Origin of the sequence: Hydrogenophaga sp. Root209, from assembly GCF_001428625.1 — a bacterium.
In the GTDB taxonomy this organism is placed as follows: Bacteria; Pseudomonadota; Gammaproteobacteria; order Burkholderiales; family Burkholderiaceae_C; genus Hydrogenophaga.
Genome location: NZ_LMIE01000012.1, coordinates 137,641 through 149,183 on the forward strand (window position 1 = coordinate 137,641; position 11,543 = coordinate 149,183).

12 protein-coding genes are annotated in these 11,543 nt (G+C 67.3%); 4 read left to right on the forward strand and 8 right to left on the reverse strand.

Translation table 11 applies throughout. The features are described from left to right. On the forward strand, window positions 1–1,509 hold the full coding sequence (locus ASE11_RS09385) for a tripartite tricarboxylate transporter permease (protein ID WP_056269597.1): 1,509 nt from the start codon (window positions 1–3) through the stop codon (window positions 1,507–1,509). A gap of 25 nt (window positions 1,510–1,534) precedes the next feature. On the opposite strand, the gene ASE11_RS09390 is transcribed toward ASE11_RS09385, so the two are convergent. Together ASE11_RS09390 and ASE11_RS09395 are read right to left on the reverse strand one after the other, a co-directional pair. Further along, entirely contained in the window at window positions 1,535–2,332 is a 798-nt protein-coding gene (locus tag ASE11_RS09390; protein ID WP_056269600.1) for an SDR family oxidoreductase, read from the reverse strand. A gap of 23 nt (window positions 2,333–2,355) precedes the next feature. Next, window positions 2,356–3,273, reverse strand: coding sequence for a DMT family transporter (locus ASE11_RS09395; RefSeq protein ID WP_056269603.1), 918 nt, complete (start codon window positions 3,271–3,273; stop codon window positions 2,356–2,358). Between the two features lie 208 nt (window positions 3,274–3,481). Between ASE11_RS09395 and ASE11_RS09405 the strand changes: the two genes are divergently transcribed. Then, window positions 3,482–3,874, forward strand: coding sequence for a type III secretion system chaperone (locus ASE11_RS09405; protein WP_056269610.1), 393 nt, complete (start codon window positions 3,482–3,484; stop codon window positions 3,872–3,874). 15 nt (window positions 3,875–3,889) lie between these two features. On the opposite strand, the gene ASE11_RS09410 is transcribed toward ASE11_RS09405, so the two are convergent. Both ASE11_RS09410 and ASE11_RS09415 read right to left on the reverse strand, forming a co-directional pair. After that, on the reverse strand, window positions 3,890–5,701 hold the full coding sequence (locus ASE11_RS09410; protein WP_056269612.1) for a GspE/PulE family protein: 1,812 nt from the start codon (window positions 5,699–5,701) through the stop codon (window positions 3,890–3,892). Between the two features lie 7 nt (window positions 5,702–5,708). Next, window positions 5,709–6,491: a spermidine synthase gene (locus ASE11_RS09415; protein ID WP_056269614.1), complete on the reverse strand. Its 783-nt coding sequence runs from the start codon at window positions 6,489–6,491 to the stop codon at window positions 5,709–5,711. A 139-nt stretch (window positions 6,492–6,630) separates the two neighbouring features. On the opposite strand from ASE11_RS09415, the gene ASE11_RS09420 reads away from it, so the two are divergent. Further along, complete coding sequence (locus ASE11_RS09420; protein WP_056269617.1) at window positions 6,631–7,446, forward strand: mechanosensitive ion channel family protein; 816 nt, start codon at window positions 6,631–6,633, stop codon at window positions 7,444–7,446. A 206-nt stretch (window positions 7,447–7,652) separates the two neighbouring features. Here the strand turns inward: ASE11_RS09420 and ASE11_RS09425 are convergent, their stop codons facing one another. Both ASE11_RS09425 and ASE11_RS09430 read right to left on the reverse strand, forming a co-directional pair. Next, window positions 7,653–8,141 (reverse strand): DNA-deoxyinosine glycosylase, encoded by a 489-nt coding sequence (locus ASE11_RS09425; protein ID WP_056269619.1) that lies wholly within the window; start codon window positions 8,139–8,141, stop codon window positions 7,653–7,655. After that, entirely contained in the window at window positions 8,138–8,983 is an 846-nt protein-coding gene (locus tag ASE11_RS09430) for a TatD family hydrolase (protein ID WP_056269621.1), read from the reverse strand. The genes ASE11_RS09425 and ASE11_RS09430 overlap by 4 nt, the downstream gene beginning before the upstream one ends. Window positions 8,984–9,052: 69 nt before the next feature. Here ASE11_RS09430 and ASE11_RS25295 point away from each other — a divergent pair, with 69 nt between their 5' ends. Continuing rightward, the gene (locus ASE11_RS25295) at window positions 9,053–9,478 is read left to right on the forward strand and encodes an META domain-containing protein (RefSeq protein ID WP_056269623.1); all 426 of its coding nucleotides are present in this window, start codon (window positions 9,053–9,055) and stop codon (window positions 9,476–9,478) included. Here ASE11_RS25295 and lolD read toward each other — a convergent pair. Then, a complete protein-coding gene (gene lolD / locus ASE11_RS09440) occupies window positions 9,475–10,134 on the reverse strand; it encodes a lipoprotein-releasing ABC transporter ATP-binding protein LolD (protein WP_414842438.1) in 660 nt (219 codons plus the stop codon). The two genes, ASE11_RS25295 and lolD, sit on opposite strands and share 4 nt — an antisense overlap. 130 nt (window positions 10,135–10,264) lie before the next feature. Beyond that, on the reverse strand, window positions 10,265–11,521 hold the full coding sequence (locus ASE11_RS09445) for a lipoprotein-releasing ABC transporter permease subunit (protein WP_056269625.1): 1,257 nt from the start codon (window positions 11,519–11,521) through the stop codon (window positions 10,265–10,267). Window positions 11,522–11,543: the final 22 nt, after the last annotated feature.

Consider the following 11,543-nt stretch of genomic DNA (forward strand, 5'->3'; position numbering starts at 1 on the left):
ATGGACGTCCTGCAACACCTGGTCATGGGCTTTGGCGTGGCGCTGAGCCCGACCAACCTGCTCATCGCCGCGCTGGGCTGTTTCATCGGCACCATCGTCGGCCTGCTGCCCGGCCTGGGCCCGATCAACGGCGTGGCCATCCTGATGCCGCTGGCCTTTGCCATGAAGCTGCCGCCGGAAAGCTCGCTCATCCTGCTGGCGGCTGTGTACATCGGCTGCGAATACGGCGGGCGCATCTCGTCCATCCTGCTCAACGTGCCGGGCGACGCGGGCGCCATCATGACCGCGCTGGACGGCTACCCGATGGCACGCAACGGCCAGGGCGGCGTGGCACTGTCCATTTCGGCCTGGAGCTCTTTCGTGGGCTCGCTGGTGGCCACCATCGGCATCGTGCTGTTCGCGCCACTGCTGGCCCGCTGGGCGCTCTCGTTCGGCCCGGCCGAGTACTTCGCGCTCATGTGTTTTGCCTTCGCCTGCATCGCTGGCCTCATGGGCGACGCGCCGGTCAAGGCCGGTCTGGCGGCCCTCATCGGCCTTTCGATGGCCTGCGTGGGCCTGGACTCCAATTCCGGCGTGTACCGCTTCACCGGCGGTGACGTTCATCTGTCTGACGGCATTCAGTTCGTGGTGGTGGTGATCGGCGTGTTCTCGATCAGCGAACTGCTGCTGATGCTGCAGCAACACCACAGCAGCACCGGCATGGTCACCCAGACCGGTCGCATGCTCTTCAACTGGAAGGAACTCAAGTCCACCTGGTGGGGCACGCTGCGCTCCAGCGTGGTCGGTTTTGCGGTGGGCGTGCTGCCCGGCGCGGGCGCCACCATCGCCAGCGCCATGACCTACTCCATGGAAAAGAGCCTGACCGACAAGGAAGGCACGTTCGGCAAGGGCGACATCCGCGGCGTGGCCGCGCCCGAAGCGGCCAACAACTCGGCCGCCACCGGTTCCTTCGTGCCCATGCTCACGCTGGGTGTGCCCGGCTCGGGCACCACGGCGGTGATGGTGGGCGCGCTCTCGCTCTACAACATCACGCCCGGCCCGGCCCTGTTCACGCAGCAGCCCGATCTGGTGTGGGGCCTGATCGCCTCGCTGTTCGTGGCCAACGTGATCCTGCTGGTGCTCAACATCCCCCTGGTGGGCGTGTTCACCAAGGTGCTGAGCGTGCCCAACTGGCTGCAGGTGCCCGGCATCGTGGCCGTCAGCAGCGTGGGCGTTTACGCGGTGCACGCCACCACGTTCGACCTGGTCCTGATGACCGGCCTGGGCTTCGCGGCCTACCTGTTGCGCAAGCAGGGCATCCCCATGGCGCCGCTGATCCTGGGCTTTGTGCTGGGCGACATGATGGAGCAGAACCTGCGCCGCGCGCTGTCCATCAGCAACGGCGACGCGGCCATCCTGGTGGCCAGCCCGATCTCGATCGGTTTGTGGGCCGCTGCCGCGCTGATGCTGCTGGTGCCGCTGGCCACGCGCCTGCTGGCCGCCTTCAAGCCCAGGGTTGTGTGCGCCTGATCGCGATCGGCTTCTGCACGCCCCCTCAGAACGTGCCCGGGTAAGCCCCTCCATCGGCCAGCACGTTCTGGCCATTGATGTAGCCAGCGTGCACGCTGCAGAGGAATGCGCAGATGGCGCCGAATTCCTCCGAGGTACCAAAGCGCTTGGCCGGGATGTTCTTGCGTCGCGCATCGGCGATCGCGTCCACCGACTGACCGGTTTTTTCGGCGGCACCGGCCAGCGTGGTCTTGAGACGGTCGGTGTCAAAGGCTCCGGGCAGCAGGTTGTTGACCGTCACGCCCTGCGCTGCCAGCGGGCTGCGCGCCACGCCGGCAACGAAGCCGGTGAGGCCGCTGCGCGCCCCGTTGGACAGGCCCAGGATGTCGATCGGCGCCTTCACCGCACCCGAGGTGATGTTGATGATGCGACCGAAGCCGCGCTGCGCCATGCCGTCCACCGTGGCCTTGATGAGCTCGATGGGCGTGAGCATGTTGGCGTCAAGCGCCTTGATCCACACGTCGCGGTCCCAGGCTCGGAAGTCGCCCGGCGGCGGACCACCCGCGTTGTTGACCACGATGTCGAAGGCCGCGCCGGGACCGCCCGGCACCGACAGCGCGGCCACACGGCCCTCGGGCGTGGTGATGTCGGCGGCCACCGTCAGCACCGTCACGCCCGCAGCCTCGGCCCGCAGTGCCTGCGCGGCGGCGTCCAGGTCACGCGCACCGCGCGCCACCAGCACCACGTTCACACCCTCGGCGGCCAACGCCTGCGCGCAGCCCAGCCCCAGTCCCTTGCTCGCACCACACACCAGCGCCCATTTGCCCTTGATACCCAGATCCATGAAAAGTCTCCTGAAAAAATCGATCAACTGGCACGGCCGAAGCGCGTCACCAGAAACACACCGGAGAGCACGAGCACCGTGCCCACCACGATCCAGCCGTTGAACGGCTCACCGAGAATCACCACGCCCATGACGATGGTCGACATCGGGCCCACCATGCCGGTCTGCGCCGCCAGGCCCGAGCCGATGCGCTCGATGGCCATCATCACCATGAGCACGGGCGCGAAGGTGCACAGCGTGGCGTTGAGCACCGAGAGCCAGATCACCTCGGGCGCCACCAGTGCCGCGCTCATGGGGCGCAACAACGCGAACTGAGCCAGGCACAACACACAGGCCACGCTGGAGGCCAGCCCCACCAGCCGCATGGAGCCCAGCCGCCGCACCAGCTCGCCGCTGTAAACGAGGTAGATGGCGTAGCTCACTGCGCTGCCGAACACCAGCAGAGCACCCAGCAGCGCGTTGGGTCCCTGCAGACCGGCCTCGTGGCCAAACACCAGCAGCACGCCGCCGTAGCTCACGGCCATGGCGAGTGCCTGCAGTCGCGTGATGCGACGCTTGTAGATCACCCAGCCCAGCACCAGCACCAGCGTTGGATTGAGGTAGAGGATGAGTCTCTCCAGGCTGGCGCTGACGTACTGCAGGCCCCAGAAATCCAGGAAGCTGGCGAGGTAATAGCCGGTGAAGCCCAGGCCCAGGATGCCCATCCAGTCCCGGCGGGTGAGCGGCGCCTTCGCTCCACCTCCTTGCCGGTAGGAGGCCCACCAGGCCAGCGCCAGAAACAGCGGCAGCGCAAACAGCATGCGGTACATGATCAGCGTGACCGCGTCCACACCATGGCGGTAGGCAAGCTTCACGATGATGGCCTTGCCGCTGAAGGCAACGGAGCCTGCGCCCGCGAGCAGCAATCCGGTGGCGAGATGAGGTGTGGGGGCGGCGCGCATCGATCGATTATCGGCAACGCGCGATAACGGACGCCAAGGCGGGGTATGTCTCATGCCGATCCCCCAGGCGTTCCTGTCGCATGCATGACTTCACCTTGATGAAGCCCTGCGCGATCACCCCGCACGCCAGCAAGTCCCTAACCTGTGCCACAGCCAGCTCCGCACCCAGCCTGCGGTTGCTCCGAACACGCCTCACAGGATTTGCCACATGCCATCTTCCCCACGTCCCGCGCCGCTCCTCGAACACGTCGACACCTTGCTGAAAGCCTTGACCGATTCGCGCCGCGGTTCGACCGTGCTGCGCGTGAACGACACCCGCGTGTTGCTACGCCCCCGCGACAACGAGCCCAAGCTGGTGATGCAGGCCCACATCTGCGCCCTGCCGCGCCACAGTGGCCCGCGCGCGTCGCTGTGCGAGGCCTTGTTGATGGGCAACACCAGACTCGGAGACAGCGACCGCCTGGGCATCGAACCCACCGAGAACGCGGCGGTGTACCAGCGCGTGGTGGACATCGAGCTCGATGCCGACGCGCTGGGTCAGGAGGTGTGGGACCTGATCGATGCCGCCGAGCAGTTCAGGCACGGACTCGGGCGGGACTGATGCCCACTGCGGGCCTCACTGCACCGGTGGCGTGCAGGCCAGCACCTCGTCCATGGTGGTCAGGCCCTCGGCCACGCGCATGGCACCGGCCAGGCGCAGCGGGCGCATGCCGTCGGCCACGGCCTGCTTGCGCAGCGCATCCAGGCGCGGCTCGCGGCTGACCTTGTCCTTGAACGATTCGGTGACCGTGAGCAGCTCGTACAGGCCCATGCGCCCGCGAAACCCGGTCATGCGGCAATCCACACAACCCACGGGCTGGTAGGGCCGGTAGCTGCCACTGATCTGCCAGGGCTTGACCAACTCGGCCAGCGACTCGCGTGATGCAGCGGCCTGGGTCTTGTCCTGCTGCGTTCTGCAGGCCAGGCACAGTGTGCGCACCAGGCGCTGCGCGAGCACGCCGAGCACCGTGGCGTTGATGAGGTAGGGCGGAATGCCCAGCTCCATCAGCCGCATGATGGCCGAGGGCGCGTCGTTGGTGTGCAGCGTGGTGAACACCAGGTGGCCGGTGAGCGCGGCCTGCACCGCCATCTCGGCGGTGGCGAGATCGCGCACCTCGCCCACCATGATGATGTCCGGGTCCTGCCGCATGAGGGCGCGCAGGCCCTGCGCGAAGTCCAGGTCCAGGTGGGCCTGCACCTGCGTCTGGTTGAAGGCCGGCTCGATCATCTCGATCGGGTCCTCCACCGTGCTCACATTCACCTCTTCGGTGGCCAGGCGCTTGAGCGTGGCGTAGAGCGTGGTGGTCTTGCCCGAGCCGGTGGGACCGGTCACCAGCACGATGCCGTGCGGGTGTTTGGTGAGCGCCTCCCAGCGCTGCGCGTCGTGGGCGGCGAAGCCCAAGGCACTGAGGTCCTTCACCGTCGACTCGGGGTCGAAGATGCGCATGACGAGTTTTTCACCAAACGCGGTGGGCAGCGTGGACAGGCGCATCTCCACCTCTTCACCGCGCGCGCCCGCCACGCCGGGGCGCAGCGTCTTGATGCGGCCGTCCTGCGGGCGCCGGCGCTCCACCACGTCCATGCGCCCGAGCAACTTGATGCGCGCGGTCATGGCGGTGAGCACACCGATGGGCATCTGGTAGACCGGGTGCAGCACGCCATCGATGCGAAAGCGGATCACGCCCTGCTCGCGCCGCGGCTCCAGGTGGATGTCGCTGGCGCGCTGGTCGAAGGCGTACTGCCACAACCAGTCGACCACCTGCACCACGCCCTGGTCGTTGGCGTCGAGCTGCTTGTTGGCCTTGCCCAGCTCCACCAGTTGCTCGAAGCTGCCAAAGCCGTTCTGGCCACCACTCTTGCTGGCTGCGCGCACCGACTTGGCGAGCGCGAAGAACTCGGCGGTGAAACTGCTGATGGCCTGCGGGCTGGCGAGCACCAGGCGCACATTCTTGCGCGTCTGGCGCTGCACCTCGGGCACCCAGTCGCGGATGTACGGTTCGGCCGTGGCCACCACCACCTCGGTGGGGCTCACCTGCACCGGCAGCACCTTGTGGCGCTCGGCGTAGGCCGCGCTCATCACGTCGGCCACCTTGCCCACGTCCACCTTGAGCGGATCGATGCGCATGTAATCCAACCCGCTGCGCTGGGCCAGCCACTGCGTGAGCAGCTCCACATCGAGCACATGGCTGTCGGCCTTGCGCGCCATGCCCACCACCGACAGGCGTTGCAGCGGATGCTGCGCGCTGTGCGCCGAAGCGCAGCGCGCCACGGTGCGCTCGGCCTCGGCGCTGGAGATCACACCGTCATCCTGCAGCCACTGCACCAGCGTGCGCCAGTCCAGAGGGCCGGTGTGGTCTGTTGCAGCAGGGGATCTGGTGGTTTGTTTCATAGGCGTTTCAGGCAACGGGTTTGAACAGCTTCAACCACTTGACCGCAGGCAGACCCCAGCGTTCCTGCACAAGCTCGGCCCGCGCCAGCAGCTGCATGCGGGTGGGCCGGTGCGGCGTGCGCTGGGCCAGCACCACGGTGTTGCCTTCGCGCGTGGGCTTGAAGGCCCACACGGCGTCGTCGCCGAAGGCGGCGCACAGGCTTTGCAGCGAGCGCTCGTAGCTGGCGTCGCGCCCGAACAGGTTGACCGTGAGGCAGCCTTCGTCGGTGAGGGCGTTGCGGCAGTCGGCGTAGAAGTCCGGGCTGTCGAGCACGGGTGCGGCGGCCTCGTGGTCGTACAGGTCCACCTGCAGCGCGTCGTAGGCGCCCAGGTGGTCGGCCCGGCGAATCTCCTCACCCGCATCGGCCAGCACCACGCGCAGCCTGGGCCCATCGGCGGGCAGCTTGAACCAGTTGCGACACACCACCACCACCTGCGGGTTGATCTCGATGGCGGTGGTGTCCATGCGCAGCTTCTTGAAGCAGAACTTGGTGAGCGCGGCCGACCCCAGGCCGAGCTGCAGGGCGCGGCGTTTGCTCACCGAATCGGGTTCCACGAACAGCAGCCAGGCCATCATGCGCTGGACGTAGTCGAGCTCGATGTCGAACGGTGCGTCCAGCAGCATGGAGCCCTGGATCCACTCGGTGCCCAGGTGCAGAAAGCGCACCTCGCTGTCTTCGGAGATGGTCACCTCGGGCAAGGTCTGCACCGTGCTTCGCTTGCGTGCGGCGGCGTTGGCGCCGGCCTTCATGCGGCAACCCCGTCAGCGCAATGGCATGGCCTGGAGCACAATGCCTCCGCCACGGGGGGCAGGGTATCGAAGGGATTCGGTTCCCCGAGCGGGTGATGTGGGTGCTGCATCTTTGTATCTAACCTGAGGAGGAACGATTATGAACACGGAAGTCATCTGGGATTTTCTCGTCACGCAGGGCGCGGACTTCGGCCTCAAGGTGCTCGGCGCCATCGCGGCCTGGATCGTGGGGCGCTGGCTGATCGGCATTGCCGTGGGTCTGATGGGGCGGGCGATGGAGAAGGGCCGAAAGCTCGACCAGACGCTGATCCACTACCTCAAGTCCATCATTTCGGTGCTGCTGACCATCGTCCTGATCCTCGCGATCCTGGACATCTTCGGCGTGCGCACCACCTCGTTCGCGGCCTTGCTGGCGGGCGCGGGCCTGGCCATCGGTGTGGCCTGGAGCGGCATGCTGGCGAACTTCGCGGCGGGCATCTTTCTGCAGGTGCTGCGGCCCTACAAGGTGGGTGATTTCATCTGCGCCGGCGGCACCACCGGCACCGTGAAGGAGCTCGGCCTGTTCGCCACCACCATCCTCACACCCGACAATGTGACCACCATCGTGGGCAACAACAAGGTGTTCTCCGACAACATCCAGAACTTCAGCCACGAGCCGTTCCGCCGCGTGGACTGCCTGGCGAAGGTGGCGAACAGCGTGGACGTGAACGACGCCATGACGCGCCTGCGCACCGCCGTGGCCGCAATCCCCAACGTGGTCGCGTCGCCGGCGCCCGATGTGGAAATCCTGCAGTTCACGCCCGAGGGACCCCTGCTTTGCGTGCGTCCGTACACGCACACCGACCACTACTGGCAGGTCTACTTCGACACGCACAAGGCGGTGGTGAGCACGTTTGGCGCGGCGGGGTATCCGGTGCCCGAGACGCCTGTTGCTCATCGAACGGTGCCTGTCTGAGTTTTTCTCCGACGGTTCCCTGTCGCTCACAGCGGGGCGGCCGACTCCGCGAATAAGATGGCGCGCCAACATCCGGCTCAGGCCGCTGCACCGGTGTGCTCTGCAGAGCGAAATCAAGGAGGAGGTGGCCGCAGGCCACCGGGGGACATTCGCGGCGCAGAGCGCACCGGTGCAGCGAGCCCGCGATGCCTGTCGAGCGAAAGCACTCACAAGTGACGCAGCAACACGTCAGACCAGGCCGCCAACTTCCGATCAAAGCTCCAACTCGCATTCGCCGGGCTGGTGGACGGCAGCTTGTAGACCGGCAAACCCAGCTTTTCGGTGTGCCGCGCATGCCGAAAACTCTCGCCACCGTTGTGCGCGATCGCTTCGAGCAACGGACACGAGCGCATCACCCACGTGAAATCGTTGAGCTCCGCGTTCTGGATGTTCGCGTCCAGACTGCCCTCACGCTCACAAGCCCCGTACACATCCCACACGCCCACACCACGCTCCAGCAAGGCGGCCACTCGCTCGGGGTAGGCCATGGCGGGCAGGGGCAACCGCCACAACGCGCCCAGGATCTTCCAGAAATGGTTCTGCGGATGGCCGTAGTACTGCTGGGCGCGCAACGATGCCACGCCGGGGAAACTGCCCAGCACCAGCACACGCGTGCTCGCGTCGAGCACCGGCGGCAAACCCTGCAAGCGGCTCATGCGGCAGCAGCCAGCGCCGCCAGCCGCGGCAATGCCGCCAGGGCACTGGCGGTGGTGGCCTTCATCAACGCATCGACCGGCATGCCGCGCAGCTCGGCCACCACCCCACAGATGCGCGGCAGCTCGGCCGGGCTGTTGACGCCTTGCGCCCGGCCCGCTGCCCGCTCGGCCGCGGTGGCGTAGAGCCAGTGCGGCGGAATGTCGGGCGCGTCGGTCTCCAGCACCAGTGCCGCCAGTGGCAACTCGGCGGCCAGCCGACGCAATTGCCGCGCCGGCTCAAAGGTGCACGCACCCCCAAAACCCAGCTTGAAACCCAGACCCAGGAAGGCCTGCGCCTGCTGTTCGCTGCCGTTGAACGCGTGCGCGATGCCACCGCCCGTGGGCAGCTCGCGCAGGTGCTTGAGCAACTGGTCGGCGCTGCGCCGCACATGCACGATCACCGGCAGGCGGTGCTTGCGTGCCAGCCGCAGCTGCGCGCGGTAGAACAAGGCTTGGCGTTCACGCATTTCGGGTGTGCACAGCGCGGGGACGAAGAAGTCGAGCCCGATTTCTCCCACGGCGACCAGCCGCGGATCGTCGCGGTGCTCGGTCAGTGCCGCGTCGAGCGCATCCAGGTCGGCGTCCTGCGCGCGCGGCACACACAGCGGGTGGATGCCCAGGGCGTAGGCGTCACCCAGCCGGTGCGCGAGCTGGCGCACCGTGTCGAAGTTGGAGCGCTCCACAGCGGGAATCACGCACAGGCCCACCCCGAGCGCGGCCGCACGCTCGCGCAGGCTCAGTGCAAGAGCATGGTCGGCGCCGAACTCAGGCGCATCCAGATGGCAGTGTGTGTCGATCCACATGGCGGTATAACGACCATTGTGCCGGCAAGGCTCTCGCTCGCCGGCATCCCGCAACAGGAAGGAACCACCATGCCACCCACTCCCCGCCTCGCCTGGCTCGCCGCTCCCGTGCTGATGGCACTCACCGCCTGCGCCATGCCCGGCGCGCCCGACGCAGCGCCGCTGGTGGGCAGCGAGTGGCGGCTGGAAGACATGGGCGGGCGCGGCGTGCTCGACACCGTGCAGGCCACCCTCGCCTTTCCCGAGGCCGGGCGCGTGGCGGGCAACAGCTCGTGCAACCGCTTCTTTGGCTCCTACACGCTCATGCAGGACCGCATTGCGCTGGGGCAGCTGGGGGGCACACGCATGGCGTGTGCGCCGGCGGTGGACGAGCAGGAAACGCGCTACCTGGACGCGCTGCAGAAGGCGCAGCGGCTCGAAGTGCGGGGCAGGACGATGCTGATGCACGTGCAGGGGTGGGAGAAGCCCCTGCGCTTCGTGCGGACCAAGCCTTAGGTCAGCACACCCGCCGTCAAGCGCAGCACGCGGTTGCATCGCGCTGCCAGCGTCTCGTCGTGTGTGACGACGATGAAGGCCGTGCCTTGGTCGCGGGCGAGCTCCAGCATCAACTGAAACACGCCTTCGGCGGTGGTGCGATCGAGGTTGCCGGTGGGCTCGTCGGCCAGCACGCAGGCGGGCTGCGTGACCAGTGCGCGCGCAATGGCCACGCGCTGGCGCTCACCCCCCGAGAGCTCGGCCGGACGGTGGCCCAGGCGCTCGGCCAGACCCACCCGCGTGAGGATTTTCCGGGCCTGCTCGGCCGCCTCGGCACGCGGCAGACGGCGGATCCACAGGGGCATGGCCACGTTGTCTCGCGCGCTGAACTCGGGCAACAGGTGGTGGAACTGGTAGACGAAACCCAGGTGCTGGTTGCGCAACACGCCCTGCTGCGTGGCGCTCAGCCCCGACATGGTCTGCCCCATGAGCTGCACGCTGCCACTCGTGGGTGCGTCCAGGCCGCCGAGCAGGTGTAGCAAGGTGCTCTTGCCAGAGCCGGAGGCCCCGACGATGGCCACGGTTTCTCCCGCTCGCACCGTGAGGTCCACGCCGGTGAGCACGGTGACGTCGAGGCGGCCTTCGGTGAAGCGTTTGGTGAGGCCTGTGGCGCTCAACACGACATCCGATCGGGCTGAGCTGGGCTCCGTTCGCCCTGAGCCTGTCGAAGGGCTCACCAAGACCGTGGCGGGGGCTTCGACAAGCTCAGCCCGAACGGAGTTGGGGCCAGTTCGAACGGGGTTGTATTCACTCATAACGCAACGCCTCGGCAGGGTTGACGCGGCTTGCGCGCCAGCTCGGGTAGATCGTGGCCAGGAACGAGAGCACCAGCGAGATCACGGCCACCGGCAGGATGTCGGTCTGCTGTGGGTCGCTGGGCATGCGGCTGATGAGGTAGATGTCCTGCGGCAGGAAGCTCGCGCCCAGCAGGCGCTCCAGCGCGGGCACCAGGGTGTCGATGTTGAAGGCGATGCCCAGGCCCAGCAGCAGGCCCGCGCCGGTGCCGATCACGCCCACCATCGCGCCCTGCACCATGAACACGCCCATGATGCTCTGCGGGCTCGCGCCCAGCGTGCGCAGGATGGCGATGTCCGCGCGCTTGTCGGTCACGGTCATCACCAGCGTGGACACCAGGTTGAATGCGGCCACGGCCACGATCAGCGTGAGGATGATGAACATCATGCGTTTTTCAAGCTGCACCGCCGCAAACCAGGTGCGGTTCTGGCGCGTCCAGTCGCGCACCAGCAAGCCGGGGTCGAGGTCGGCGGCGATGGACACGGCCACCTCGCGCGCGGCGTGCAGGTCCTTGATCTTCACGCGCACGCCGGTCGGGCCTTCCACGCGAAAGATGCGCGCGGCATCTTCCTGATGCAGCAGGGCCAGCGCCGAGTCGTATTCGTAGTGGCCTGAATCAAACGTGCCCACCACCGTCATCTGACGGATGCGGGGCACCACGCCGGCCGGAGTCACCTGCCCGCTGGGTGCGATCAGCGTGACGCTGTCGCCGGCGATCACGCCCAGGCTGCGTGCGAGTTCACCGCCCAGGATCACGCGGAATTCACCGGGCACCAGACGCGGCAACACGGTGTCCGCCAACTGAGCCGCGAGGTCGGTCACCTTGGGCTCCAGCGCCGGGTCGATGCCGCGCACCAGAGCGCCCTTCATGTCTTCGCCGCGCGCGATGAGTGCCTGCGCCCCCACGAACGGCGCCGCACCCACCACCTCGGGATGGCGCTCGATTTTTGCCAGCGTGTCGGCCAGGTTGGGAATGGCTTGACCGCCGGGCTCGAACACCTCGATGTGCGAGAGCACACCGAGCATGCGGTCGCGCACTTCCTTCTGGAAGCCGTTCATGACCGAGAGCACGATGATCAGCGCGGCCACACCCAGCGCAATGCCCAGCATGGACACGCCCGAGATGAAGGAGATGAAGCCGTTGCGCCGGGTGGCGCGGCCAGCGCGCGTGTAGCGCCAGCCGAGAATGAGTTCGTAAGGGGTTTGCATGTGAGGTCCAGCGGGCATTGTG